At 38.1% G+C, this 26,161-nt stretch carries 25 protein-coding genes; 10 read left to right on the top strand and 15 right to left on the bottom strand.

The window, feature by feature from the left end; all coding sequences use genetic code 11:
• The coding region (locus tag JWP71_RS07275; protein WP_299498238.1) for a zinc-binding dehydrogenase at positions 1–720 on the top strand (720 nt) is incomplete at its 5' end.
• Positions 721–849: 129 nt separating this feature from the next.
• On the opposite strand, the gene secDF is transcribed toward JWP71_RS07275, so the two are convergent.
• The 4 genes from secDF to JWP71_RS07255 all read right to left on the bottom strand — a co-directional run bounded on the left by secDF (position 850) and on the right by JWP71_RS07255 (position 5,755).
• Positions 850–3,807 (bottom strand): protein translocase subunit SecDF, encoded by a 2,958-nt coding sequence (gene secDF / locus JWP71_RS07270; RefSeq protein WP_299498236.1) that lies wholly within the window; start codon positions 3,805–3,807, stop codon positions 850–852.
• Between the two features lie 214 nt (positions 3,808–4,021).
• Entirely contained in the window at positions 4,022–4,504 is a 483-nt protein-coding gene (locus JWP71_RS07265) for a dihydrofolate reductase (protein ID WP_299498234.1), read from the bottom strand.
• Between the two features lie 49 nt (positions 4,505–4,553).
• Complete coding sequence (locus tag JWP71_RS07260) at positions 4,554–4,916, bottom strand: four helix bundle protein (protein ID WP_299498233.1); 363 nt, start codon at positions 4,914–4,916, stop codon at positions 4,554–4,556.
• Between the two features lie 44 nt (positions 4,917–4,960).
• Entirely contained in the window at positions 4,961–5,755 is a 795-nt protein-coding gene (locus JWP71_RS07255) for a thymidylate synthase (RefSeq protein WP_299498232.1), read from the bottom strand.
• Positions 5,756–5,910: 155 nt separating this feature from the next.
• Between JWP71_RS07255 and ispE the strand changes: the two genes are divergently transcribed.
• Entirely contained in the window at positions 5,911–6,714 is an 804-nt protein-coding gene (gene ispE, locus JWP71_RS07250; protein ID WP_299498231.1) for a 4-(cytidine 5'-diphospho)-2-C-methyl-D-erythritol kinase, read from the top strand.
• A 22-nt stretch (positions 6,715–6,736) separates the two neighbouring features.
• Here the strand turns inward: ispE and JWP71_RS07245 are convergent, their stop codons facing one another.
• From JWP71_RS07245 to tgt, 4 genes are all read right to left on the bottom strand, one after another.
• Positions 6,737–7,021: a hypothetical protein gene (locus JWP71_RS07245; RefSeq protein WP_299498230.1), complete on the bottom strand. Its 285-nt coding sequence runs from the start codon at positions 7,019–7,021 to the stop codon at positions 6,737–6,739.
• Positions 7,022–7,851: 830 nt separating this feature from the next.
• Entirely contained in the window at positions 7,852–8,757 is a 906-nt protein-coding gene (locus tag JWP71_RS07240; RefSeq protein ID WP_299498229.1) for an EamA family transporter, read from the bottom strand.
• Positions 8,758–9,858: an LptF/LptG family permease gene (locus JWP71_RS07235; RefSeq protein WP_299498228.1), complete on the bottom strand. Its 1,101-nt coding sequence runs from the start codon at positions 9,856–9,858 to the stop codon at positions 8,758–8,760.
• Complete coding sequence (tgt, locus tag JWP71_RS07230) at positions 9,859–10,989, bottom strand: tRNA guanosine(34) transglycosylase Tgt (RefSeq protein WP_299498227.1); 1,131 nt, start codon at positions 10,987–10,989, stop codon at positions 9,859–9,861.
• Between the two features lie 284 nt (positions 10,990–11,273).
• On the opposite strand from tgt, the gene JWP71_RS07225 reads away from it, so the two are divergent.
• The 3 genes from JWP71_RS07225 to rsmG are packed head-to-tail and all read left to right on the top strand — an operon-like array spanning position 11,274 to position 13,544.
• Positions 11,274–12,332, top strand: coding sequence for a glycosyltransferase (locus JWP71_RS07225; RefSeq protein ID WP_299498226.1), 1,059 nt, complete (start codon positions 11,274–11,276; stop codon positions 12,330–12,332).
• Positions 12,323–12,928 carry a sigma-70 family RNA polymerase sigma factor gene (locus JWP71_RS07220; RefSeq protein WP_299498225.1) on the top strand — a complete coding sequence of 202 codons (606 nt, stop codon included), beginning with the start codon at positions 12,323–12,325 and terminating at the stop codon, positions 12,926–12,928. The genes JWP71_RS07225 and JWP71_RS07220 overlap by 10 nt, the downstream gene beginning before the upstream one ends.
• Positions 12,918–13,544 (top strand): 16S rRNA (guanine(527)-N(7))-methyltransferase RsmG, encoded by a 627-nt coding sequence (gene rsmG, locus JWP71_RS07215; protein ID WP_299498224.1) that lies wholly within the window; start codon positions 12,918–12,920, stop codon positions 13,542–13,544. The genes JWP71_RS07220 and rsmG overlap by 11 nt, the downstream gene beginning before the upstream one ends.
• Before the next feature lie 3 nt (positions 13,545–13,547).
• On the opposite strand, the gene JWP71_RS07210 is transcribed toward rsmG, so the two are convergent.
• The 5 genes from JWP71_RS07210 to JWP71_RS07190 all read right to left on the bottom strand — a co-directional run bounded on the left by JWP71_RS07210 (position 13,548) and on the right by JWP71_RS07190 (position 18,296).
• Entirely contained in the window at positions 13,548–14,390 is an 843-nt protein-coding gene (locus tag JWP71_RS07210; RefSeq protein ID WP_299498223.1) for a hypothetical protein, read from the bottom strand.
• A 219-nt stretch (positions 14,391–14,609) separates the two neighbouring features.
• Positions 14,610–15,242 (bottom strand): hypothetical protein, encoded by a 633-nt coding sequence (locus JWP71_RS07205; RefSeq protein WP_299498222.1) that lies wholly within the window; start codon positions 15,240–15,242, stop codon positions 14,610–14,612.
• Positions 15,243–15,259: 17 nt separating this feature from the next.
• A complete protein-coding gene (locus JWP71_RS07200; protein ID WP_299498221.1) occupies positions 15,260–16,108 on the bottom strand; it encodes a hypothetical protein in 849 nt (282 codons plus the stop codon).
• A 119-nt stretch (positions 16,109–16,227) separates the two neighbouring features.
• The gene (locus JWP71_RS07195) at positions 16,228–17,922 is read right to left on the bottom strand and encodes a M56 family metallopeptidase (protein ID WP_299498220.1); all 1,695 of its coding nucleotides are present in this window, start codon (positions 17,920–17,922) and stop codon (positions 16,228–16,230) included.
• On the bottom strand, positions 17,919–18,296 hold the full coding sequence (locus tag JWP71_RS07190) for a BlaI/MecI/CopY family transcriptional regulator (protein ID WP_299498219.1): 378 nt from the start codon (positions 18,294–18,296) through the stop codon (positions 17,919–17,921). The genes JWP71_RS07195 and JWP71_RS07190 overlap by 4 nt, the downstream gene beginning before the upstream one ends.
• Positions 18,297–18,741: 445 nt before the next feature.
• Here JWP71_RS07190 and dprA point away from each other — a divergent pair, with 445 nt between their 5' ends.
• Both dprA and JWP71_RS07180 read left to right on the top strand, forming a co-directional pair.
• Positions 18,742–19,839, top strand: a complete 1,098-nt coding sequence (dprA, locus tag JWP71_RS07185) for a DNA-processing protein DprA (RefSeq protein ID WP_299498218.1) — start codon at positions 18,742–18,744, stop codon at positions 19,837–19,839.
• Between the two features lie 423 nt (positions 19,840–20,262).
• Positions 20,263–20,754 (top strand): gamma-glutamylcyclotransferase family protein, encoded by a 492-nt coding sequence (locus JWP71_RS07180; RefSeq protein WP_299498217.1) that lies wholly within the window; start codon positions 20,263–20,265, stop codon positions 20,752–20,754.
• Between the two features lie 50 nt (positions 20,755–20,804).
• On the opposite strand, the gene mdh is transcribed toward JWP71_RS07180, so the two are convergent.
• Positions 20,805–21,743, bottom strand: coding sequence for a malate dehydrogenase (mdh, locus tag JWP71_RS07175; RefSeq protein WP_299498216.1), 939 nt, complete (start codon positions 21,741–21,743; stop codon positions 20,805–20,807).
• A 403-nt stretch (positions 21,744–22,146) separates the two neighbouring features.
• On the opposite strand from mdh, the gene JWP71_RS07170 reads away from it, so the two are divergent.
• On the top strand, positions 22,147–23,157 hold the full coding sequence (locus JWP71_RS07170; protein WP_299498215.1) for a glutamine synthetase beta-grasp domain-containing protein: 1,011 nt from the start codon (positions 22,147–22,149) through the stop codon (positions 23,155–23,157).
• A gap of 32 nt (positions 23,158–23,189) precedes the next feature.
• Here JWP71_RS07170 and JWP71_RS07165 read toward each other — a convergent pair whose 3' ends face one another.
• Entirely contained in the window at positions 23,190–23,603 is a 414-nt protein-coding gene (locus JWP71_RS07165; protein ID WP_299498214.1) for a gamma-glutamylcyclotransferase family protein, read from the bottom strand.
• A 67-nt stretch (positions 23,604–23,670) separates the two neighbouring features.
• Between JWP71_RS07165 and JWP71_RS07160 the strand changes: the two genes are divergently transcribed.
• Together JWP71_RS07160 and JWP71_RS07155 are read left to right on the top strand one after the other, a co-directional pair.
• Positions 23,671–25,029, top strand: coding sequence for a glutamine synthetase family protein (locus tag JWP71_RS07160; protein WP_299498213.1), 1,359 nt, complete (start codon positions 23,671–23,673; stop codon positions 25,027–25,029).
• 67 nt (positions 25,030–25,096) lie between these two features.
• Complete coding sequence (locus JWP71_RS07155; RefSeq protein ID WP_299498212.1) at positions 25,097–26,134, top strand: hypothetical protein; 1,038 nt, start codon at positions 25,097–25,099, stop codon at positions 26,132–26,134.
• Positions 26,135–26,161: the final 27 nt, after the last annotated feature.

Below are 26,161 nucleotides of genomic sequence, written 5' to 3'. Positions count from 1 at the left end.
GGTGGATGGATATTAGGTAATACAATTGACGGTACTCAGGCAGAATTTGTTAGAATACCTTATGCCGACAACAGCCTTTATCATATACCTGCAGGGGCAGACGAAGAAGCACTGGTTATGTTGAGTGATATTTTGCCAACTGGTTTTGAATGCGGTGTGTTAAACGGGCAAGTTAAACCCGGTGATGTTGTGGCAATTGTTGGCTCTGGGCCAGTAGGTATTGCTGCTTTATTAACGGCTCAGTTTTATACTCCTGCAGAAATTATTATGATAGATCAGGATGACAACCGTCTTAGTGTAGCCAAGAAATTTGGGGCAACGCAGACCATTAACAGTGCAAATGAAAATGTTATTGAAAAGATAATGAGCCTTACTAACAAAAAGGGAGTTGATGTAGCCATTGAAGCAGTGGGTATACCTGCTACTTTCGAGTTATGCGGCGATATTATTACCGCAGGGGGCCATATTGCCAATGTAGGCGTTCATGGAAAAAGTGTTACACTTCACCTGGAAACGCTCTGGTCAAAAAATATAACCATCACTACCCGGCTGGTTGATACGGTTACTACACCTTTGCTACTAAAAACCGTTCAATCAAAAAAAATAGAGCCGAAAAAATTGATCACCCATCATTTTAAGCTGAATCAAATAATTGAGGCATATGATACTTTTGGAAATGCCGCGAAAGAGAAAGCTTTAAAAGTAATATTGGAAAGTTAGAAATAATTTATGCCAACAAAAAGGCCGCCTCCTAAAATCAGGAGACGGCCTTTTTGTTGTTATTAGTGATCGGTTGTATTTATCAAGGGGCAACTACTAACCCAATCAACTTAATTCAACCATTAGCTTTTATCTCAGATCTTTTTTCCCAAAGTCTATAATTACTGGTGTAGCGATACAAATTGATGAATAGGTACCAAAACATACACCAATTAATAATGAGAATGAGAAGCCACGTAAAACGTCGCCACCGAATATGAATAGTATCACTAGCACAAACAATACAGTTAAAGCGGTAATTATAGTACGGCTTAATGTGTTGTTAATAGCGTTATTAATAACCTCTTTAGGCTCATCTGTTTTTGCATGATGCAAGTTTAAGAACTCACGGATACGGTCAAATACAACTACGGTATCATTAATAGAATAACCTATTACCGTTAATATCGCTGCCACAAATGACTGGTCAATATCCAGAAATGGTAATACATGTCTGAAAATTGAGTAGAACGACAATACCATTAAAGCATCATGCGCCGTTGCAATCATCGCCGCTAAACTAAATTGCCATTTGCGGAAACGGAACAATATATAAGCCGAGAGAACTAATATAGCGAACAATACTGTCCATATAGCTGATTTTTTAAGTCCGTCAGCAATAGTAGCCTGTACTTTTTGTGAACCCAGTATGTCTTTTTTGCTTATTTGAGTTACCGCCTTTTTATTAAGTGATTCTAATAAAGTGCTTTCAACTTTTGCATCAGCGGTGGTTGAGTTATCCTCTATCAGATAGTTAGTAGTTACACTTATTTTGTCTGATCCTAATTTTTTAACCAAAGTACCATTACCTAATACACCTTCAATAGCGCCACGTACATCCTCTACAGTAGCATTTTTATTTTGGAAGGCAAGAATGTAATTACGGCCACCCTGGAAATCAACTCCATAGTTAAAGCCCTGTACAAACATGGATATAATACCGGCAACAATAAATGTACCCGAGAAAATATAGAACCTGAAACGTTTTTTAACAAACGCAAAGTTTGCATTTTTAAAAGTATGCGAGCTCCATGGGTTTGAGAATTTAATATCCCATCCTTTTTCAAGCATCCATTCAAATATTAATCTTGAAATTAATAGTGAACAGAATAATGAAGTGATAATACCTATCATCAACGTAGTTGCAAAACCTTGTATTGGGCCGCTACCGAAAATGAATAAGATCAAACCTGTTAAGAAGGTACTGATGTTAGAGTCTAATATAGACGATAAAGCGTGTTTAAAACCATCACTCACCGCTAAACGTATTGATTTGCCTAAAGCTAATTCTTCACGCACACGCTCATAGATCAGTACGTTGGCATCAACCGACATACCGAATAATAACACGATACCCGCAACACCCGGTAAGGTTAACACAGCACGTAAGCTGGTTAATACCCCCATCAGGAAGAATACGTTAATGATAACCGCTACAACCGCAACTGTACCCGCGCGGTTATAATAAGCAACCATAAATACCAATACCACCAGTAAACCCATTAAACATGACATTAAACCGGCATCGATAGATTGCTGACCTAATGACGGGCCAACCACATCTTCGCCAACTATACGGGCAGGAGCGGGTAAACGACCGGCTTTTAATACGTTAGCCAAATCCTTAGTATCTTCAATAGTGAAGCTTCCTGAAATAGAAGATACACCACCCGAAATTTCGTTTTGTACAGCAGGGGCAGAGTAAACATTATCATCTAACACAATTGCGATAGCTTCTTTTGTTTGTGCTGCCTGTGCGGTAACGGCGCGCCATTTTTCGGCTCCCTGTGAGTTCATGATCATTCTCACTTCAGGGCTGCCCTTTTGGTCAACATCGTTTTGCGCATCAGTAATTACATCACCTTGTAATACCGGACCGTTTTCGGCGCCTGATAATTTAAGGGCATATAATTCAAATATTTTAGTTTTGTCAAGTGGTTTAACACCCCATGCAAATTTTAGGTTGCGTGGTAATGAAGCTTTAACATCAGGGCTATGTAAATAAGTATTTACTTTAGCAGTGTCTTTTTGTAAAGCCCATCCAACTGCAGGACCCGGGCGCAATTGCTGCTGACCTTGTGCATCCTGATAAGAAGGGGTAGATAATATGCTTAACAATGGATGTGCAGCAAGCAATTTATTCTTACCGCCTAATGAAGTGTCCTTAGCGGCATTTTTTTCAACTTTGTTTAATAAAGCTAAACCACCTTTAGCGGCTGTTGTATCTTTCTTAGCAGTGACAGCAACTGTAGTTTTTGCCGAGTCTTTAGCAACTGCTTTAGTTTTTGCAGCTAATAAATTATCTATACCAACAAGGGTTTGATAAAGATCTTTATTTTCAAAAGTTTCAAAAAACTCTAATTTGGCCGATCCTGATAAAAGTTTACGAACACGCTCAGGGTCTTTAACGCCCGGTAACTCAATTAATATACGGTTGGTATTTGCCTCTAACTGAATGTTTGGTTGCGTAACACCAAATTGATCAATACGTGTGTTTAAAACGGTGTATGATTGTTTTACAGCAACATCAGCTTCATCCTTTAAATATTTTTCAACTTCGTTGTTAGAAGCGTTGTATTTAAGATGTGCTTGATTATCCTTAGTCGAAAAAATAGCGGCTAACTTTCCGTTTGGGTTTAGTTTTTCGTATTCATTAACAAATAAAGTGATGTAATCACTCTGGCTGGTTTTTGTATCAGCAGTAGCATTTACCAGTGCCTGGTTAAAAACCACATCCGGATTGTTGTTTGATAACGCTTTTACCAACTCGGCTAATGATATCTGCATGGTAACGTTCATACCGCCTTTAAGGTCAAGGCCAAGAGCCAGTTCTCTTTCTAAGCAGTATTGATAAGTGTGGCCCAAAACAGGATAAGCCGGCAATGATGAAACAGAATCAAGATATGCCTTTACTTTAGCTGTATCGCCTTTGGCATACGTTGCTGCATCCTTTTCAACTTTGTGGGCCACCCATGTAAACGAGAGTTGATATATACAAACAATCGTTAGCACTATGGCGAAAAATTTAATAACCCCTTTACCTTGCATCGTAAATTATAATATGTAATTAATTAGTTTATAAGCATTTTAAACAAGACGGCAAATCTAATAAAATTTTGCAAGCATGAAATTTAAAATTGAAACAATTTTTAAGGGAGTTAAAAGCAAAAAGGTAAAAGCTAAAAGGTGACGGATTAACGGCTAAATATATAAAGCTTTTGTTCTGAACACTGCCAACTGCCAATTGCCAATAACTCGCTGATTAAGCGCGTTCAAGCGTTATAAATGAGTATGGAAGTGCATTTTTTTCGTCGGGCTCATGATCCTGTCGATCGGTTTCTTTCCAGATGGCTGCCTTTATTTCAGGGAAGTAAGTATCTGCCTCAAAATCGGCATGAACAATTGTAAGATAGATCTTATCGGTTAGGTGCATGGCCTGTTTATAAATTTCGGCGCCGCCAACAATAAAAACTTCGGCCTCGTCTTTACATAAAGCCAATGCCGCGTCGATAGAATTAGCCACTTCACAACCCTCAATTGTTATTAGCTGGCGCGTTATAATGATGTTTCTGCGATTGGGCAGCGGCCTGCCAACCGAATCATAGGTTTTACGCCCCATGATTACAGTCCCGCCTGTGGTTATCTCTTTAAAATGTTTCAGGTCCTTTGGTAAATGCCAAAGTAACTTATTGTCTTTACCGATGGCATGGTTTTCTGATATGGCTACTACGATGGATACAATCATTTCATTTGGTCATTGAGTCATTGAGTCATTAGGTCATTTTTTTAAATGATCATTTTATGCTGCCAATGAATTTGATGTAAATATTAAGTTTAAGATGAATAGTTTCTAATTGTTGAAGTAATGATTGATAAGTTTCATTGTCAATCAACTTTCTTGAAGTTGCTTTGTATAGCCATGTTTTGGTTTCGATAATAGATCCACGACTATAATAACAGAAATTTTTGTTTTCCTTGAAATGATACCTACCGAAGCCTTCTGCAATATTTGCGCTGATGGAATCTGATGATCGCACTAATTGTTTGCCTATAGTATCCTTTGCAAAAAAGTCCCAGGTTGATGTAATTTCCCAAACTTTACCTGCAAAAACTTCCGACAAGTTGTAAACCTCAATATCTTCTATGCGATTGCTCATAACAAACTATCCAATGACTTAATGACCCAATGACTTAATGATCATTAAACCGCCACTGCTCCCTTAATATGCGGCCACGGATCGTAATTCTCTAATTCAAAATCCTCAAACTTAAAATCGAAAATATCTTTTACGTTAGGGTTTATCTTCATGGTGGGCAGCGGGCGCGGCTCGCGACTTAGTTGCAGCTTGGTTTGTTCCAGGTGATTGTTGTAAAGGTGTGCATCGCCAAAAGTGTGTACAAAATCACCAAGCTCTAAATTACATACCTGTGCCACCATCATGGTAAGCAACGCGTATGATGCAATGTTAAAAGGTACACCTAAAAATATATCGGCGCTGCGCTGGTACAATTGGCATGATAGTTTGCCGTCTGCTACATAAAACTGGAACAGCATGTGGCAAGGCGGCAGCGCCATTTGGTTAACATCTGCAACGTTCCATGCCGATACGATGATGCGGCGCGAATCAGGGTTGGTTTTTATTTGATTGATGACTTGGCTTATCTGGTCAATATGCCCGCCATCAGGGGTGGGCCATGAGCGCCATTGATAACCATATACCGGCCCTAAATTTCCATTCTCGTCGGCCCATTCATCCCATATACGCACGCCATTTTCTTTCAGGTAGCTAATGTTGGTATCGCCCTGTAAGAACCATATCAGCTCATGTATGATGGATTTTAAGTGCAGCTTCTTGGTTGTAACCAACGGGAAGCCATCCTGCAGGTTAAAACGCATCTGGTAGCCAAATACACTAATGGTGCCGGTGCCGGTACGGTCGTGCTTTTGAGTACCGGTTTCCATTACATGGTGCATTAGGTCGAGATACTGCTTCATTTTATTTAATTAGTGAATGATGGAATGAGTGATTGAGTGAATGTTAATTGTTGAATGATGGAATTAGTGAATGTTTAATTCCTGACGCAAATAAAAATAATCTATTTTTGGTATCCTAACGGATGTGTAAAAATAAGCATTGTGTTAATCATTCTATGATCATATTTCCAAATGCCAAAATAAATATTGGCCTTAATATAACCGAACGCCGCGCTGATGGCTATCATAACCTGGAAACCATTTTTTACCCGGTAAAAATAAACGATGCGCTGGAGGTTATTGAAGCCGATAAATTGAGCTTTGAATCATCCGGTCTGGACATTCCCGGCAGGATGGAAGATAACCTTTGCGTGAAAGGTTATCACCTGTTAAAAAAAGATCATGACCTGCCGCCGGTAAAAATTCATTTGCATAAAAATATTCCGATTGGCGCGGGCCTGGGCGGAGGCTCTGCCGATGCCGCTTTTTTTATCAGGCTGATGAATGAGAAGTTTGATTTAAATTTATCAACCGACCGGCAATTAAACTACGCTCGCCAATTAGGCGCCGATTGCGCTTTCTTCATCGAAAACAAACCGGTGTTTGCTTTTGACAGGGGTGATGAGTTTGAATCGATAAAATTAGACCTCTCAGGCTACGAAATTATTTTGGTGATGCCAGACATCCACATGTCAACTGCCGAGGCTTTCAGTGGCGTAAAACCGGCCATGGTGAAGCAATCATTATTGGAGTTGATCTACGCGCCAATTACAGAATGGAAAAATCACATCAAAAATGATTTTGAAAATAACATCTTCCAAAACCATGTGGAGTTAAGAGGGGTGAAGGCCGCGCTGTACCGGGCCGGTGCTGTCTATGCCAGTATGAGCGGGAGCGGAGCATCCGTATTCGGTATCTTTAACAAAATCCCTGATCTTGGCGAACTGGAACAAGACAACCAGGTGTTCTACAATATCTAATAATTATCTAAAAAAATCTTCTTTAAGGATGACTGATGTAATCGCGGTCCTCATCACTTAGTGTATCGGGTTTGTTGTTATCGTCGTCATCGTCGTGGTGATTTCCGCTGATGCTTCTAACTTTTTTGGGCCGCCCTACCAACACACCTAAAATAAATGCAATTACAGATACGGCCGTTAGCATTACCAGCTTGGGCATGTAAAAGGTACTAAACAAAAAATTAAATTTTACTTGTTCTGTGTTTTGCATTAATACTACCGTAAGCAATACAGTAATAAAAATAATGACCATTGTTTTTATGCGCATAGTTTTCGGTGTTTAACAGTTTAAGCCAATATCCGCTTTTTAAATGTGTTATTAAAATCATTTAAAAAATAGGGTGGGCAGCAAAACTGATAAGCGTAATGTTAATTTAAAAAACATGGAGGGCTGCTGGGTTTGTAAAAAGTCAAAACTTGTAATTTTTATTTGAGCTTTTTTGGCACGATTGTAAAATTACCCGTCCGTATCTGCATTGTTAAAATGCATCATTAAAAAGTGGCGTCTTTAACTCAGTTTTCTTAAAATGCTGCCTGCCTGGTACAATGCCGTATTTTTTGACAAAAATTAAAGATGGTACTTTAAGTACACTAACCACTCTTGTTTTTGATAAAAATAGTTATACTCATGTTGTTGTTTAAGTAATGTTGATTATATATTTGATTAATAGACATTTATGTATTTATTAAACGGGGGGTAAATTAGAAATGCTAACTATTTTAGTAATATGAAAAAATAAAATTTATGATAAGTTAAATTTTTACTTTAGTTAATGTTTATAATAATTTGATTAACAATTATTTATTTAATAAATTAAAATTGAGTTTTGATTTTTTATTGCGTGAAATTTCACTAAATCTAGCTGTGGATTGACTGTTTAGGATAGAATTGAAAATAGTAGAGTTCAATACACAAATCAATCATTGAAATTTCGCGTAAAATCAACTCGAATTTGTAAAAATGTATGTGGGTGTGGTTGAAATTGAAAGTAGCTTAGAGAGGCTTAAAATGGGCGGAGCAGTAATATAAATTATTCATCCCCTATCCTGTAGGTTTGAAATTATAGTACGAATTTCAGGAAGTATATCAGGTGAATATTAACGATTAGTACGCTTGTGAATTTGCTTTTGCGCTACCGGAAACAGGAAGATAGTAGATAAAATTATTAATGCGCCTACCCAAAACCCGGTGGTCATTTTATTCATATCGCCAAAAAAAAGGAAAGACATGAGTATACCATAAACCGGCTCAAGGTTGGTAATGAGCGCCACGCGGAAGGCCGAAAGTTCGCGCATTACTGATACGCCGGCAACATATGCAAGCGATGTACAGATGGTGCCAAGCAGTAAGAGATAACCAATGTCCGAGTTCTTTAATAGCATAGCATGGTTAAACCCGTTCGTGAAAAGCAGGTATAACGTGGCCCAGAAAAAGGCGCCGGTAAGCTCATAAAATGATATGATAGCAGGCTCTAATTTTTTAACCTGTTTGGAGTTGATAATAGAAAACACACTTGCAAACAGGGCGCTTAACAGGCCGGCTATAATGCCCTTAGTGTATCGGGTTTCGAATTTAAATATTAAAATTATGCCTGTTATAATTAAAAGACCGGCTATTATCTCCAGTTTTGAAATTCGCTTCTTATTAAATAAAGGCTCTAATACAGCCGTAAATAAGGTCATGGAAGAAAGGCATACCAACGTAACCGGAACGGTAGAAAGCTTGATAGAGGCGAAGAATAATATCCAATGCCCGCCCACTAAAGCACCCGTAAAGAACAATTTTAAGAAGGTATTTCGGCTAACTTTAAAGGCTGTTCTATTAAATTTAAAGTAAAAAAACAGCGAAACCATGGCTATTAATACGCGATACCAAACCAATTGTACTGCAGATACAGATATTAAAGCGCCTAAAATGCTGGTAAATCCCCAAATAAATACCGTGAAATGGAGTATAAGCAGGTTTTTATTAAGCTCAGAAGTGTTGGCGCTCCTTTGTGCCATTTATTTGGGTGCTTTATAAAGTAAATAACAGCCCAATACACCAAACAAAAAGTTAGGCAAAGCCGCCGCAATTAAAGGCGGCAAACCACTTTTTATGGCAAATACCAACGCAAACTTATCAACCACAATATAGGCAAAACAAAGAAACAGGCCTATACCTAAAGGTAAACCAATACCACCCCGAACCCTGCGCGAGGATATAGAAACGCCTATCATGGTTAGTACGTATGATGCTAACGGATATATAAAGCGCTTGTATTTTTCGTATTGCATATCCTTTAAGTTACCGGCGCCTCTTATCTTTTCTTTATCAATATTCTTGTCTAAAACAGACGTAGACATGGCCGAATACACATTATCGTGCATCTCAAAATCAGATGGGCTGAGCTCAAGGGTGGTGTCTTTTTGCGGTAAATTCATGCTTAGCTTTTCTCTTAAGCCATTTACATAGCGTATAGAATAGTTTTTAAGGCTCCATTTTCTTTTCAGAGAATCGTAAGTAGCTGTGTTGGCTACAATTTTTTCGCGTAATTTATCGCCATCAAATTTCTCCAAAACAAACTGGTAAGCGGTTTTAGAGGTATTATCATAAGACTGTACATACACATAAGTACGAGTATCTAATTGCAGATGTACCTCATTTTTTGTAGGATCGCCATTAAAGCCATGCGTATTTTCAAATTTCACCTTTAGCTCATTGGTATATGGGATAAGGTAAACATTAGCAAAAAGCGAAACGAGAAAAATTAAAGTAGCCGATACAAAGTACGGCCTTAAAAACCGGTTGAAGCTTGCTTTACCGCTTAGTATGGGTACAATCTCTGTTTGATTGGCCATTTTTGCTGTAAAATATATCACCGCTAAAAACGTAATCAACGGCGATAGCAGGTTCATGAAGAACGGGATAAAACCAGCGTAATATTTAAAAGCTATATCATAAACGGTAGCATGGTGCGATAAAAAGTTATCCAGATGCTCTGATATATCAAACACTACAGATATACCAATAACTATAAATAAAGTAAAAATAAAAGTGCCCAGGTATTTCTTGATGATATACCAGTCAATTATTTTTAAGTATTTATCTAATAATTGTTTCATTTATAATCTTTGGCCCAAACGGCTAACCATTGTTTTTTTCCAGTTATAAAACTCGCCTGCTATAATCTTTTTACGTGCTTCTTTAACCAGCCATAAATAAAAGTGCAGGTTATGCAGGGTAGCTATCTGTGCACCCAGCATTTCGCCCGAATGTATCAGGTGCCTTAAATAGGCTTTGGTATAATTTTTATCGGCAAACAATTCGCTATCATCTTCAATAGGCGAAAAATCGTTCTTCCACTTTTCATTTTTGATATTAATAACGCCATTTTTTGTAAAAAGCATGCCGTTGCGGGCATTACGGGTTGGCATTACACAATCAAACATATCAATACCTAAAGCAATATTTTCCAGTAAATTTATAGGTGTACCTACACCCATCAAATAACGTGGTTTTTGCTCAGGTAATATATTGCACACCACTTCGGTCATGGCATACATTTCTTCGGCAGGCTCACCTACTGACAGGCCACCTATGGCATTACCCTCCCGCTCGAAAGAGGCAATAGCCTCTGCCGACCGTACCCGCAGATCTTTATAAACAGATCCCTGCACTATCGGAAAAAGAGTTTGACTATAACCATATTTAGGTTCGGTAGTATCAAAACGTTCACAGCAGCGCTTCAACCAGCGGTGCGTCATTTCTATTGATTTTTTGGCATATATATAATCGCAGGGGTAGGGTGTGCACTCGTCAAAGGCCATTATAATATCGGCACCAATAATGCGCTGAATATCCATTACATTCTCTGGGGTAAACAAGTGTTTTGAACCGTCTATATGTGAGCGGAACGTTACGCCCTCCTCTTTTATCTTGCGCACTTCGCTTAAAGAGTATACCTGGTAGCCGCCGCTATCTGTTAAAATAGGGCCGTCCCAGCCATTAAATTTATGCAAGCCGCCTGCGCCTTCCACCACATCTAAACCGGGCCTTAAATATAAATGATAAGTGTTGCCTAATATTATTTGTGCCTCTATATCATTTTTAAGCTCGTGCTGATGAACCGCCTTAACGGTACCGGCAGTACCAACAGGCATAAAAATAGGGGTTTGTATGGTCCCGTGATCGGTAGTAATCTCGCCCGCACGGGCTTTAGAAAGCGGATCTTGTGCTGTTAAATTAAATTTCATTTTTGCGGAGCAAAGGTAGAGATTAAAGATTAGGTATTAAAGATTAGAAATTAGTTAATTAGCAATTAATATCCTATCGCTTTACTAAAAATATTAAATATTCACCTGCTATTGCCTAATCATTGACCTTTAATTAACTAAACTCTAATTTTCTTAACTAATCTCTAATTTTTAGTGCCTAATTTCCAATATTTTCCCCAAATTTGCGGCATATTTACTACGTGTTGGAAACTTATATACGAGTCACATTATTTGTTATTTTTTTACTGGCTTTTATTGTCCAGTTGTACTATCTTATCAGTAGCCATAAATCGCTATCGGCGTACGTAGTGCCCGATGAATTGCCGGACGTTAAAATACCTATATCCGTAATAATAAGCGCCCGTAATGAAGCGAAGAACTTAAACGAAAACCTCCCCTCTATATTACAGCAAAATTATCCTGATTTTGAAGTAGTGGTAATAAATGATTGCTCGTACGATTCATCAGATGTTGTTTTGGAAGTATTAAAAGAAACTTATCCTCATCTTAAAATAGTTACCATTACAGAGCATGAGCGCTTTAAAACAGGGAAAAAATTTGCGCTTACTTTAGGCATCAAAGCAGCAAAGAACGAACATTTGATATTTACAGATGCCGATTGCCGGCCAGCTTCATCAAGCTGGATAACCCGTATGGCCGCTCACTTTAACAACGAGGTGCATATTGTATTAGGCTACTCGCCTTATTATAAAACCGGTAATTTTTTAAATTCTATTATTCGTTTTGAGACTTTAAAAACGGCTATAAATTACTTGTCGGCAGCGTTAAATGGAGACGCTTACATGGGTATCGGCCGTAATTTAGGCTATACCAAAACACTTTTTTTTGCCAACAAAGGCTTTGCGGCACACATGCATGTAATGTCTGGTGATGATGATTTGTTTGTAAATCAAAACGCAACCGCTACCAATACCGATATAGAGATACACCAGGATGCCTTTGTGTTTACATCTGCCAAAACTACTTTGGTAGCTCTGTATCGTCAAAAAAAGCGGCACATGGGGGTTGGTAAATTGTATAAGAATACACATCGGCGCTTGCTAAGCTTTGATGCCTTGAGCGGCTTTATATTTTATGGATTGTTTATTTGGAGCCTGGTTTATTATTTTGAACCATTATTTGCTTTAGGATTGTTCTTTTTTAGATGGATATTACAAATAATAATCTATCGTAAAACATTTAAAAAATTAAATGCGGCATCACAATTGTGGTATTTGCCATTTTTTGATTTTGTTTACTACATTTATATTAATGTGTTTGGCTTTATAGGCACTTTTGTAAAAACTACTCAATGGAAATAAATTCGAATTTTACCGAAAATGCGAAGAATGACTTCCACCTGGTAGTCAAAGCAAGAGAAGGGAGCCAAAAGGCGTATGCCGATTTGATGCATCGGTACAAAGATTCCATCTATTTTATGGTGCTTAAAATGGTAAACAATAAGGAAGACGCTATGGACCTTACGGTAGAAACCTTTGCCAAAGCATTTGAGAAACTGGATAAGTATCAGCCGGATTATGCCTTTAGTACCTGGCTTTTTAGGGTGGCTACCAATAATTGCATTGATTTTATTCGGAAAAAAAAGCTTAATACCACCTCAATTCATGGTATGACGGATGATGACGGAGACGAAAAGCAGTTGCAAATAAAGGCTGATGTTTTAAATCCGGAAGAAACTTCTATCAAAAAACAGCAAACCGAAGAGTTGAAATTGCTAATACAAAGCTTACCGGCACGTTATCGAAATTTAATTACCCTGCGTTATTTCGATGAGCTATCATACGAAGAAATTGCACAGCAGCTTGATTTGCCTTTAGGTACGGTTAAGGCGCAATTGTTTAGGGCGAGGTACTTGCTTGGCAATATTATTAACCGCTTTAACAGGGATGACATCTAAGCAGCTCTTTACCTATTTTCCCGGATTAACACCAACTCAGCAGCAGCAATTTGAACAATTGCCCGCATTATATGAATTCTGGAATAACCAGATCAATGTAATATCGCGCAAGGATATTGATCAGTTGTTTGAGCGACATGTATTACATTCATTGGGTATCGCCAAAATAATGCCTTTTTTACCCGGCGAAAGCGTGCTTGATGTGGGCACCGGTGGGGGCTTTCCGGGGATACCGCTGGCTATATTGTTCCCCGACACACAGTTTTATCTGGTTGATTCTATCGGTAAAAAAATAAAAGTGGTGCAGGAAGTCGCCAGCGCGCTTGGTCTTAAAAATGTACGTGCATCACACCTCCGCGCCGAACAGGTTGACGAGAAATTCGACTTCATCGTATCGCGCGCAGTAACCCGTTTAGGCGAGTTTTATCCGTGGATAAAAGGCAAGTTCAATAAAATATCAAAAAATAAAATGCCTAATGGCATTCTATACTTAAAAGGCGGCGACCTTGCCGACGAGATCAAAGAATCGGGCTTAAAAGTGCAGCAATTTTACCTTAAAGATTATTTTACCGAAGAGTTTTTTGAAACTAAGCAGGTGATATATGTAAAAGGGTAACTGCTATTTCTTTGCCAAGGTATATTCGCCCCAAAAATCGGTAGGATAGGCCGAAGCCGCATACGGTACTACATTTGGTATAGCATATGGTGGATTATTTCCTACGGTCACAATTAAAAATCTGCCACTACCAGATTGCTGTATAGTTGCATTAGGAGGTGTGGTGCCATTCAATTTAATTTGATAGGTGAATTTTAAATTATTAGCACCAAGCCCCAGGTATTTTTTTGGTATAGCCAGCTCATAATTATAACTTATATTATTATCAAACAGGGCAGCGGCTTTAATGCCCAGGTCATTATACATCGAAATAAAATTATCTTCTATATCTTTTAAGTTTGTAACCCCAATTAGTTTTACACTATCTGTTAATCGTTTATTGATAACTTTCATAAACGAGTCAAGCTGCATTTTATACTTTGCTGCATCGTTTGATGGTTTAGGTTTGTTTATCAATTTTATTAGCAGCGGATTAACTTTTCCTTCTTTCGCGGGGAACGTGATAGATAGTAAGTTTTTAGCCTTTTTATCTCCGGAAGCACTAATACTAAAAGTAACCCCACCCGAAATTATTTTGGTGATAATGCTTGGGTCGGTTGCCTGTATGGTTAAATATAGCTTGTCATTATCATTAGCTATTGTATAAAAGATATCTGTAGCCTTATTATAAGCCTGGAATTTATTATCCCACTCGGCAATCTTTCCATCAATTTTAATGTCAGCAGGCGCACGCAAGCTTACATCTTGCACATTGGGCAGTTTTTGGGCAATTGTTTTTATTGAAATAATAGTAAAAACGGCGACGGATAAAATAAGCCGGGCATACCTTTGGGTTTTATTTTTCATGACAGACAATAGGTGCGAATTGGTTAACTAACGATAAGCGATTTGTTTAAAACAAGTTATTTCTTTGCCAAAGTATATTCACCCCAAAAATAGGTAGGTGAAAGTGATGTTGTCATCATTGGCGGTGGGGGTGGCGGAGCACCATTGGTATGTACAGGCTGTTGTGCATTTATAGCCGGTTCATTTACTTTAATTTGATAACTAAAAGCATCAGCACCATCATTTGGCTGAGATAAAAATTTCAGAGGTATTGCCAGTTCGCAGGTGAACCAGATTGCTGTCAAACCGCGATGCTGCTTTGACACCTTCATCGTTATAAATAGAAATAGAAGGATCAGGAATTGATTCTACGCCGGATATATTGACCATTTTATCTTTCGCTTCGAGCAAGTCGTTTAGGTCGTTAACCTTTATTGGGGCTATACCGGCTTCGCGCTTTTCAATAACCTTATGGGCCAATAAATTCGTTACGTCGGCCATATCTGCATCGCGTAATACCGGGTAAGTAATAGATACATGTTTTTCGTCCATTTTTCTTAAGGAATGGTTTATGGTGAAGGTTATACCGCCTCTTAAAATTTTATCAACCACATCATTATATTTAGATTGGATAGTTAAATACAACCATTTGTCGTCATTAGAAAGTGTGTAAGCTATATCCGTAGCATTGTTATAGGCCTGGAGTTTGTTGTCCCATTCTGTAGTCTGCCCATCAATTTTTATGTTGGTGGGTGCCCATAGGCTAACCTTTTGCACGGTTGGTAATTTTTGGGCGTTGGCAGAATTTAATATAACAGACAAGGCCGGCAAGAGCAAACCTGATTTGATAATGGTAAAAGCTTTAAATTGCATGATGAAAGGGTATAAATTTATTTTTTAACTAAGGTATAATCTCCCCAAAAATCGGTGGTTGAATCAAGGTCGGCATTCATATCTATTTGATCCCCTGCACTACCATATCTATAATAGGTTCGCACTATACCTTTATTGGCATCAAATCTGCTGATAAGCTTAATATTATAGCTGAACTTTGATAAGTTATCAATAGAAAGTCCAAGATGTTTTAATGGTATTGCTACTTCGAGCGTATAGGCTTTTGTATTATCAAAGAGTCCCGCTACGCGGATGGATTGCTCATTATATACAGAAATAAGGGTGTCAGTTATTCCTATCAATCCTTTAATTTTTATAATTTTTGATTGATTTTCAAACATTTTATTGGCAATAATAATCAGCGAGTCAGCTTTTTTACGTACAAAGGCTGTTTCAGCAGTCGTATCAGTTAACCCCGGAATTATATTAACTGATTTTAGTCCTACGGTTGATATTATATTTTCGCCAGTTTTAAATTCTAAAAAGGGGTAAGTAACAGTGATGTTCTCAGATGCTTTATCGTTTTTTCTGGCCAAATTATTAATGGTGAAACCAATACCCACGGCAATTATTTTCTGGATAATACGTGGTTTTGTTGCTCTTACCGTTAAATAAAGATTCTCATCATCATTAGCAATGGTATAAAAAATATCCGTTGCATTATTATAAGCCTGGAGTTTGTTGTCCCATTCTGTTGCCTGGCCATCAATTTTAATATTGGTAGGTGCCCGTAGGCTAACCTTTTGCACGGTTGGTAATTTTTGGGCGTTGGCGGTAATTGAAACAATAAAAAGAGCCACCACAGGCAACACCCATTTGGCAGAGATTAAAATTATGTTTCTCATCACAAAGGTTGGTTTATGAAATTATTTACCTATAAAACTATTTTTTTTAGTTACTATAAATTATTTCTTCATGTAATATTAAAAGGCCTGCTAAATATGAAACAGAGTAGGCCTTAGCATTATTTTTGTGTCGGGTAAGCAATTATAACGACTTCGTCTAAAGCCCAAACTGTATTTTTATTAGGGCTATTAGGGTTGATTATTGCAGCGGTTTTGGCTTTATCATCCGGCCGTCCGGTTTGTTCATCATAATCTGCAATCGCGAAGAATACGGGTACAGCATATTTACCTTGTGGTATATCAAGAGGTTGCTCATAATTTTTTAATACCCTTAATACTTCCTCATCTGCACCGTGGCCAATACCTCTTACCACTTTTATATCTTTCATTTTATTGCCTTCTACGGTAAAGATTGCAATAACACGGCCTGTGATGTTATTATTACGCGCATCTGTAGGATAATGAATATTTCTGGCTAAATATTTAGTAAAAGCATTATTAAAGCCTTTTGAAATAGTATCAATCCTTACAATCGGTGGCAGTACCTGGTTATCCGGCTTTACAACAGGTGGCGGTAACTTTACCTGGTTATTTGGCTTTACAACCGGTGGCGGAAACTTTACCTTTTGCGTAATCATTGGCGGCGGTGGCGGAAGCCTTGAATAAATAGGTATGGCCGGGAAGGTATAACCATATTTATCCTTTAACAATTTTATTTCGGCAGGAGTTACTTTATTAGTAAAGTATTCTTTCTCGACACCGTTTTTTTCGGTAATGGTAACTCGGTATATTGCTTTATTATTAACCAGGTAAGCTGTTTCTTCAACCTTATAGCCTTTGCCGGTGATCCTTGTATTTGACGGTGGTGCCGGTGGTGGCGGAGGAAGAGGTCTTTGGATTTTGTTTTTTGGTACAAGATCCACCCAGCCATAAGTTTTGCTAAACGCCAGGGTAGAGGCGCAAAGCAATCCTGCACAAATGGGTACAGCCATTAGGTACTTTAGCCTTGCTAAATTGCCCGAACGTTGTTGGTTTAACATGATTATTCTCTTTTTTAACAGGTTGTAATTAAAAAATGAATGCGTGATAGATGAACCGCCCGCACCATAAGCATTATTTACTAAAAAAGACGAGTAGGTGAGGGCATCTTTTTCATAAATAGCAGTTTGCTCGTCGGCAATATATTCGTGTACGGTTTTTAAGCTGTTCTGCAATAAGTAAATGAAAGGGTTGAACCAGTTGATGATCTTTAACAGCTCGAGGAAAATAATATCTGCCGAGTGTTTTTGCCTGATATGTACCAGCTCGTGCCTGGTAATAATATCGGCCCCAGCCGCATTAGTACCAATAAACAAGTAGTTGAAAAATGAAAATGCAACATCGCTACCGGATAGATAAACTATTTTATAGTTATCGCGCCCAACGCAATCTGCATTACGCATTAATTTAAAAAGCGTATACAGTTTAATGATCAGTATTATTAATACTATACCGGCACCCAGCAAATAACCATCCCATAAGTAATCCTGCATGCTTAGCGGGTGTTCAATTGTAACCGGGGCGATGATTGAAGATGCAGTTTGTGTAGTATGTATAACAGGTACGGTATAATTTACTGCTGTATTTGCTGCTACCTCCACCGGCTTTAACGCCCCAATTTGCAAAACCGGCAACGCAAATGAGACTATGCAACTAAAAATTAAATAGGCCCGGGTTAACTGGTAATAGGTTTCTTTGGTAAGAAATATGCAGTAGGCCAAATAAAATACACCCAGGTATATATTTGCTTCCGCGAGGTAATACAGCCAGTTCATTTCTTTTTATTTTTTAGGTCGTTTATCAGGTTGGTTAACTCATCAAGCTCTTTGATGCCTAATTTCTTCTCGTTAGCGATAAAGGATACCAGACTTTCGTACGAGTTGCTGAAATAGCTGCTCATCATTTTATCAAAAGTAAATTTTTTATATTGCGCCTCGCTGATGAGCGGGAAATAAACATGCGAGTTGCCGTAAGCTTTATGGTCGATAAAACCCTTACCCTCTAAAACTCTTACTACGGTTGATACCGTATTATATGCCGGCTTAGGCTCGGGCATTTTCTCAATAATGTCTTTAACTATAGCCTCATTTAACTGCCATAATATCTGCATTACCTGTTCTTCGGCTTTGGTGAGTTCTTTAATTTTCATATTAAACTATTTATATAGTTTAATAAAGGTAGAACTATTTTAATAGTTTGCAAACTATTTTTGTAGTTTTTGTAAATTATTTTTAATGTGTAGGATAATTAAACTGAAATTAAACAGAGGCGTAGCCTCGACATCATATTATAACAACGGGTTTTAACCCGTTGAATAGCTAATAAAGTAAAAGAAGAACCATCGGTTCGGCCCATATAGAATCAGCACACCTGTTTTACTAAATATGGATCGTGCCTACGGCACTTGATGCGGTTTAGTTTTTAAGCAATGGATTAAAACCCGTTGTTACCATATATTTCGAGCCTATGGCTCTTGCGGAATAATGGCATATTTTCGGTGAATTTTCTGATAGGCCACCACCACTATTACAAAAACAATTTTTAATGCTAAAAATTATAGCAAGTTTTTTCTATTTTAGATGCTTATAAAATATATGTCTTTACTTCATCAAATAGCTTTAACTTTTTTAAAAAACATTGGCCCGGCCATGGGCAAATTATTAGTTAGTCATTTAGGCAGTGCCGAAGCTGTATTTAATGCGCCAAACTATAAATTACTCCAAGTGCCCGGTATTGGCGATAAAACCATAAGAGAGCTTGATTTTGATGACGCCCTGCAAAAGGCAGCCAATGAAATAAAATTTATAGAGAAAAACGCGATAGACGTAATTTTTTATACTGACAAAAGCTATCCCAAACGACTAAAAAACTGTTTTGATTCGCCTATACTATTATATAGTAAAGGTAATGCCGACCTAAACGCGCGCCGCATTATAAGCATAGTAGGCACCCGCAATGCTACCGATTATGGCAGGCACTTGTGTGGGCAGCTAATTGAAGAACTACAGCAGTATGGTGTTTTAGTAGTAAGCGGTCTGGCTCTGGGCATTGATGTAACAGCGCATAGAGAATGCCTGAAAAATAAGGTAACCACTGTAGGGGTATTGGGCCATGGTTTAGACAGGATATATCCATCGCAAAATAAAATAACCGCTGATAAGATGCTGGAGAATGGTGGTTTATTAACAGAATATCCCTCAAATACTATCCCCGGCAGGGAAAACTTTCCGCAACGTAACCGTATTGTGGCCGGCATTGCCGATGCCACTATTGTTATAGAGGCCAGCATAAAAGGCGGCGCGTTAATAACTGCCGAAATTGCCAATTCATATAACAGGGATGTATTCGCTTTCCCGGGTAGGGTGGATGATGTATATTCTGAGGGGTGCAACTTTTTAATCAGAAACAACAAAGCCGCGCTGCTTACCTGCGTTGCCGACCTTGCGTACAGCCTTGGATGGGAAAAGCCCGATGACGCTAAACCGGTTGAGCAATTTATGCTGCCTTTAGATCTATCGGCCGAGGAACGCACCATATTTGATATTATCCAGCAGCATAAAGTACCATTGGCAATTGATGACCTAACCATAAAAACCAATATGCCCATGAGTCAGCTGGCCATGAATCTGTTAAATATGGAAATGCAGGGTTTTATACGGAGCTTGCCGGGGAAGATGTACCGCGTTAATTAATAAGCCTCGCTATAAACGCCTGGCCCCTGGAAAAACAGGATACATTTACATTAATTATATACCCGCCCGGGGTGTCGGCAGACGGTTTGTGTCGTAGACTGTTTCAGCGAAAAAAATGGGTTTCACATCAGGTGTTTCACCCAATTTTTGCAAAAATCCATAAAATAGCATAAAATGCTTGTTATAAGTAATTTATCCCATTTTACCTAAAGTATTAGTACTGTTTCAAAGTGTTTCACTCATTTTGTCAAATTGCTAAATATCAATAGGTTAACCTAAAAGAGTGTTTCATGTGTTTCACTAATTTGTGAAACACTACATTGCTTTTTTTAGCCGGATTTTTGCACTTTGGGCCGAGTTGTATTTTGTAAATACTATTCCATTCAACAAAACGTTAAAATCATTGTCTACCTACAAAAGCCTATGATACTATTTGCATACGCCGGTAATATGAATGTAGAGAAGTTTGCTAAAACTGTTCCCTCTGCAAAGAAACTTGGTGTTGGTAAACTGCGGGGATATAACTTTGCTTTTAACAGTACCGGCGATGATGAATCGGCTAAAGCAAATGTGGTAAAATCTCTTGATTCGGATGCCATAGTATGGGGGGTTTTAATAGAATATGACGATGAAGATCGAGCTGATTTTTATGACCCAACCTGGAGCACAACACTAAAGCTGGAGCCGGCGCTATGCTTTGATATGAATGATAATATTTATCACGCCGAAGTATTTGTAACGCAACCTCATGCTATTACTACGCACCTTTTGCCTTATGACTGGTATCATGATAAAATATTGAAACTGGCAAAAAATGCAGATCTGCCCGCGCATTATATTAGCAAGATAGCTATTATGCCTTATAAAACTGATCCCGACGAAGTACGCAGGCAAAGAAGATTAAAGAAACCATAAAAAAAGGCTCCCACCGAAAGATGAGAGCCTTTAATATTTGTGTTTTGATATTAAATCAAGTTGCTATCAGTCAATACCTGGTTCATTGTACGTACAGCATCGGCACTTTTGTTAAAAGAAGCCTGCTCATCTGCAGTTAATTTAAAGTCGACGATCTTTTCCCATCCGCCTTTTCCTAAAATTACAGGAACAACTAACGAGATATCTTTTTGGCCATACTCACCATTTAAAGCTACACCGCATGATAATAGTTTTTTCTGGTCGCGTACAATTGCTTCAACCATAAACGCAGTACCGGCACCCGGTGCATACCAGGCAGATGTACCGATTAGCTTAGTTAAAGTAGCACCGCCAACCATTGTGTCGGCAACAATCTTATCCTGTTGCTCTTTGCTTAAAAACTGAGTAACAGGTATGCTGTTCCAGGTTGCATGGTTAATCAACGGGATCATAGTGGTATCACCATGACCCCCAATAACAACCGCGTTAAGGTCGGCAGGAGAGCAACCCAGTTCCTGGCTCAAGTAATATTTAAACCTTGCAGAATCTAAAGCGCCACCCATACCTATAATACGGTTCTTAGGTAAGCCTGATGTTTTCAGGGTTAAGTAATTCATGGTATCCATCGGGTTTGAAACCACAATGATGATAGTATTTGGCGAATGCTTTAAAATGTTTTCGGTAACACTTTTTACAATGTTAGCATTGGTGCCAATCAGCTCCTCGCGGGTCATGCCCGGTTTACGCGGCAATCCCGAGGTTATAATAACAACTTCCGAATCGGCAGTTGCAGCATAATCATTGGTAACACCTTTTATTTTGGTATCAAACTCTAACAGGGCAGAGGTTTGCATCATATCGATCGCCTTGCCTTCGGCAAAACCTTCGCGTATGTCTAATAAGATAAGCTCTTCTGCTAATTCTTTTCTTGCGATGTTATCCGCACATGTAGCGCCAACAGCTCCGGCACCAACAACTGTTATTTTCATAATATTTTATATTTTATAAGAAGGAATTAAATTGCTTGCAATTTTAAGAAAAAATTATAAAATACTGTCTTTACATTGTTAAAATAGCATTAAATCTCAATTAATACTCTTCAGCTATAATTATATCAGCTTTTTCTTTAGCAGATATCAGCAGATAATGTTATTGTATAAGAGTTGAATTTTTAAGGGAATTGGTAAAAACGTATTATTTGCATTTTTTACCGCTTTATTTTGCTGTTTTTATTGTCATTAAACTGCTTTTTTTAAACATATTTAATTTTTTTTCTAATATTTTGATAAAATTTGCAAAAAATAGAATTTTTAATATAAATTTGCTTGCATATACCTAAGTATTGTAGTGAAACGTATTATCTGAATCAAACTTTACAAAATATAATTAAACATGGCAACAAAACTCGAGTACATTTGGCTTGATGGATACAAACCAACACAAAGCCTTCGTAGCAAAACAAAAATTGAAAAAGATTTCAGCGGTAAATTAGAAGATTGCCCGCTTTGGAGCTTTGATGGTTCATCAACTGAGCAAGCACCAGGTGGTTCATCTGATTGCGTTTTGAAACCGGTATTTATTTGTAAGGACCCGCAAAGAAAAGATGCTTTTTTAGTAATGTGCGAAGTTCTTGATTCAAAAGGTGTAGCACATGAGTCTAACGGCCGCGCGCTTATCCAGGATGATGATAATGATTTCTGGTTTGGTTTTGAACAGGAGTATTTCCTGTGGGATCCGAAAACAGATAAACCTCTTGGTTTCCCGGCTGGTGGTTATCCAGGTCCGCAAGGCCCTTACTACTGTTCGGTAGGTGCTAACAATGCTTATGGCCGCGAAATTGTTGAAGAACACTTAGACGTATGTTTAGAAGCTGGTTTGAATGTTGAAGGTATTAACGCTGAAGTTGCTGCCGGGCAATGGGAATTCCAAATATTCTCTAAAGGTGCTAAAGATGCTGGTGACCAAATTTGGGTTGCACGTTATTTACTGGAAAGAATTGGCGAAAGCTATGGCGTTGCCATTAACTGGCATTGCAAACCATTAGGTACTTTAGATTGGAATGGTTCTGGCATGCACGCTAACTTCTCTAACACTACTTTACGTACTGCAAACAGCAAAGCTAAGTTTGAAGCTATCTGCGAAGCTTTCCGTCCTGCGGTTGCTGAGTGTGTTGCCGTATATGGTGCGCATAACGAGTTACGTTTAACCGGTAAACATGAAACTGCATCTATAACTGATTTCAGCTATGGTGTATCAGATCGTGGTGCTTCTATCCGTATTCCGCTTTATACTGTTGATCATGACTGGAGTGGTTACTTAGAAGATCGTCGCCCTAACTCGGCTGCAGATCCATATAAAGTAGCTGCAGTTATTATTAAAACTGTAAAAACAGCTAAAGTTTAATATTTAGCTATTATATTGAAAAAGCGATGGGTTTACCCATCGCTTTTTTTGTTTAAATAATCCAGGTAATCTCCTGATTTGATCTGCTTCAACCCATCAACCGGCAGATTGTATAAATATATCCAGCAATATATAGTGCCATTTGTACTTTCAACTTTTAACAATTCACGGATAAATAAATTAGGCTGGTGCTGGTCGGTGCCAAATCCTTCGTAGTCATCCAATATTTTTAATGCTTCTCCTGGATAGTTTAATTGATAAATACTACCGGTTACTTCATCCGTACCATCGGTATTGATAATTGCCCCGGGATATTCCCCAATATCATACAACTTTCCTTTAAATTTACCCGTACTATGCAAATGAGCATTGCTGCTTAAGTATGCAGCAAATTCATTGCCGGCATTTAATAATGAACCATAAACAAACAATAATTCATTTATCATCTTTAAATATAAAATTTAGGTTAGTATAGCTAACTTGCTTAATATTGAATGATTTTTTACCTATATCATGAACGAACATCAAATTACAGCATATTTACAAGAAAACAATAGTCAAAAAATAAAATTCGCGTTTGCAGATATTGATGGTGTTTTGCGTGGAAAGGTAATTCATCCCAAAAAATTCATAGACGGTTTGCAAAATGGTTATGGTTTTTGTGATGTAGTATTTGGCTGGGATAGTAGTGATGTTTGTTATGATAATGTGCAGCTAACCGGCTGGCACACCGGTTATCCGGATAAGCCTTGCCATATTGATCTGTCCACCTTTCGTACAGTGCCGTGGCAGGAAAATATTCCGTTTTTTTTAGGTGATTTTAGTGATGCTGATGGTAATGGGTTGGCTGCCTGCCCACGCAGTTTATTAAAGCGTATTACCAAACAATGCGAGACTATGGGTTTTCATCCGGAATTCGCGCAGGAGTTTGAATGGTTCAATTTCAAAGAAACGCCGCAAAGTTTGCAAGATAAAAGCTTTACTAAGCTACAACCACTAACTCCGGGTATGTTTGGATATTCCATACTACGCACATCAGAAAATAGTGAGTTTTTTAATGATCTGTTTAATCTATTGGCACAATTTAATATCCCGTTAGAGGGTTTGCATACCGAAACCGGGCCGGGTGTTTATGAAGCGGCAATACTGCATACGCATGTTTTAGAAGCTGCAGACAGGGCCGTCCTTTTAAAAACCGCTGTAAAAGAAATTGCTTATAAACATGGCATCGTGGCCACCTTTATGGCTAAATGGAACGAGAACTTACCGGGATGCGGCGGTCACATTCATCAAAGTTTATGGAACAAGGATCAATCTAAAAATTTGTTTTATGATGGCAGCGATACCAATAAAATGAGCGATCTGCATAAGCAATATTTAGCAGGTCAATTATATTGCCTGCCACATATATTGCCAATGTATGCCCCAACTATTAATAGTTACAAACGTTTAATAGAGGGCGCATGGGCCCCAACAACTATTACCTGGGCGGTTGAAAACAGGACCACAGCTTTCCGTGTATTAAATTCATCAGAAGCTTATACACGGTTAGAAACCCGCATACCGGGCGCAGATACCAATCCGTACCTGGCTATGGCTGCCGCGCTGGCATCTGGTTTATACGGTATTAAAAATAAACTGAGTTTGGATATTCCTCAAACTGTTGGCAATGGTTATCAAAACTCGGCCAACGGTAAAATTGCGCCAAATCTTTATGATGCTACTATAGACATGAAAAACTCGGCCATTGCTAAGGAAATATTAGGAAATGATTTTGTTGAGCACTTTACACAAACCCGTTTATGGGAATGCAAGCAATTTGCCAAAAGTGTGACTGATTGGGAGCTGAAAAGATATTTTGAGATAATTTAGATCATATTAATAGCATAGTTAAGTCTGTGTTATATCTTTGCGGTCCTTTGAATAATATATAACACGAATGGACTATTCTATAATTATAAAAAAAGCGTGGGAAGGATATGATGCTTCAAAAAGTATTAAAAACATTGAAGACATCAGTGCAATGGTTTCTACAAACCGGGTATTCAGGATAACTTTTGATGATGACGATATAATTATTGCCAAACTATCTTATTTTGGTAAGTACGAGTATTTTAAAGAAGACCATCGTATAATCCATAGTTTATCCAATAACCTGCTTTATCCTTTTGAAAATTTTCTGGCAAAATCCTTATTAAAAAACAACAGGGTATACATATATCATTATAAGCATAGAAAAACAGATGCGTGGGTGGTTTTTTATAATCCTACACGCATATTTGACCGTATGCCTAAAAGGTTGGATGAGCAGCATATCCGTAAGCTGGGCCAGCAAGTAGGTAAGTTTCATAAAGCTTGCGCCCGTATAAAGAATGTATTGCCAAAATCATCCAAAACGCTACGTACTGATATTTATTCGCTGATGCATCAGTTAGAGATTAACGAAAAGCAATTTGGTACAGCCATGCAGGTTGATTTTTTGAAATATCATTGCGAAACATTCCTGCGTAACCGGTCTAAATATAACATGAGCTCGTTCGAGATCATCCCTGTTTTTATTGACTGGAACATAGGGAATTTCTCGGTAGATGCTAATTTAAATCTTTATTCGAGATGGGATTATGATTGGTTTCGGATGAGTTACCGGATACTTGATTTTTATTTTTTGAGTAGAGTAGTATCTGATGTGGGCGACTGTACTGTGTTTAGTTATGGTATTAAAACACTAACGGAAGATCGCTTTATAACTTTTTTAGAAGAATATCATCAAATAAATCCTTTAACCGCTAACGAAATTAGATTTTTAAAGGAAGCATATCGGTTTTTTATCCTAAATTATGTCATCAAAGATGGTAAGTACTTTTTTAGCGAACAGTATGCAAAAAAATTACAGGGAGAAGCTTTTGATATTTATCTTCCATCTGTCGACAGGGACTTTGATGCAGAGAAAATTATTAAAGCATTGAATTTAGAATAAGGAGTAGCAAACCTGTATCATAATGTT

This window comes from Mucilaginibacter sp. (genome assembly GCF_028287845.1).
In the GTDB taxonomy this organism is placed as follows: domain Bacteria; phylum Bacteroidota; class Bacteroidia; order Sphingobacteriales; family Sphingobacteriaceae; genus Mucilaginibacter.
The sequence above is the reverse complement of the archived record's forward strand: the minus strand, read 5'-3'. Positions and strand labels throughout refer to the sequence as shown.

Coding starts and splice junctions, on each gene's coding strand:
- secDF (WP_299498236.1), bottom strand. CDS start 3,807: ATGCAAGGTAAAGGGGTTATTAAATTTTTCGCCATAGTGCTAACGATT.
- JWP71_RS07265 (WP_299498234.1), bottom strand. CDS start 4,504: ATGATTGTATCCATCGTAGTAGCCATATCAGAAAACCATGCCATCGGT.
- JWP71_RS07260 (WP_299498233.1), bottom strand. CDS start 4,916: ATGAGCAATCGCATAGAAGATATTGAGGTTTACAACTTGTCGGAAGTT.
- JWP71_RS07255 (WP_299498232.1), bottom strand. CDS start 5,755: ATGAAGCAGTATCTCGACCTAATGCACCATGTAATGGAAACCGGTACT.
- ispE (WP_299498231.1), top strand. CDS start 5,911: ATGATCATATTTCCAAATGCCAAAATAAATATTGGCCTTAATATAACC.
- JWP71_RS07245 (WP_299498230.1), bottom strand. CDS start 7,021: ATGCGCATAAAAACAATGGTCATTATTTTTATTACTGTATTGCTTACG.
- JWP71_RS07240 (WP_299498229.1), bottom strand. CDS start 8,757: ATGGCACAAAGGAGCGCCAACACTTCTGAGCTTAATAAAAACCTGCTT.
- JWP71_RS07235 (WP_299498228.1), bottom strand. CDS start 9,858: ATGAAACAATTATTAGATAAATACTTAAAAATAATTGACTGGTATATC.
- tgt (WP_299498227.1), bottom strand. CDS start 10,989: ATGAAATTTAATTTAACAGCACAAGATCCGCTTTCTAAAGCCCGTGCG.
- JWP71_RS07220 (WP_299498225.1), top strand. CDS start 12,323: ATGGAAATAAATTCGAATTTTACCGAAAATGCGAAGAATGACTTCCAC.
- rsmG (WP_299498224.1), top strand. CDS start 12,918: ATGACATCTAAGCAGCTCTTTACCTATTTTCCCGGATTAACACCAACT.
- JWP71_RS07210 (WP_299498223.1), bottom strand. CDS start 14,390: ATGAAAAATAAAACCCAAAGGTATGCCCGGCTTATTTTATCCGTCGCC.
- JWP71_RS07205 (WP_299498222.1), bottom strand. CDS start 15,242: ATGCAATTTAAAGCTTTTACCATTATCAAATCAGGTTTGCTCTTGCCG.
- JWP71_RS07200 (WP_299498221.1), bottom strand. CDS start 16,108: ATGAGAAACATAATTTTAATCTCTGCCAAATGGGTGTTGCCTGTGGTG.
- JWP71_RS07195 (WP_299498220.1), bottom strand. CDS start 17,922: ATGAACTGGCTGTATTACCTCGCGGAAGCAAATATATACCTGGGTGTA.
- JWP71_RS07190 (WP_299498219.1), bottom strand. CDS start 18,296: ATGAAAATTAAAGAACTCACCAAAGCCGAAGAACAGGTAATGCAGATA.
- dprA (WP_299498218.1), top strand. CDS start 18,742: ATGTCTTTACTTCATCAAATAGCTTTAACTTTTTTAAAAAACATTGGC.
- JWP71_RS07180 (WP_299498217.1), top strand. CDS start 20,263: ATGATACTATTTGCATACGCCGGTAATATGAATGTAGAGAAGTTTGCT.
- mdh (WP_299498216.1), bottom strand. CDS start 21,743: ATGAAAATAACAGTTGTTGGTGCCGGAGCTGTTGGCGCTACATGTGCG.
- JWP71_RS07170 (WP_299498215.1), top strand. CDS start 22,147: ATGGCAACAAAACTCGAGTACATTTGGCTTGATGGATACAAACCAACA.
- JWP71_RS07165 (WP_299498214.1), bottom strand. CDS start 23,603: ATGATAAATGAATTATTGTTTGTTTATGGTTCATTATTAAATGCCGGC.
- JWP71_RS07160 (WP_299498213.1), top strand. CDS start 23,671: ATGAACGAACATCAAATTACAGCATATTTACAAGAAAACAATAGTCAA.
- JWP71_RS07155 (WP_299498212.1), top strand. CDS start 25,097: ATGGACTATTCTATAATTATAAAAAAAGCGTGGGAAGGATATGATGCT.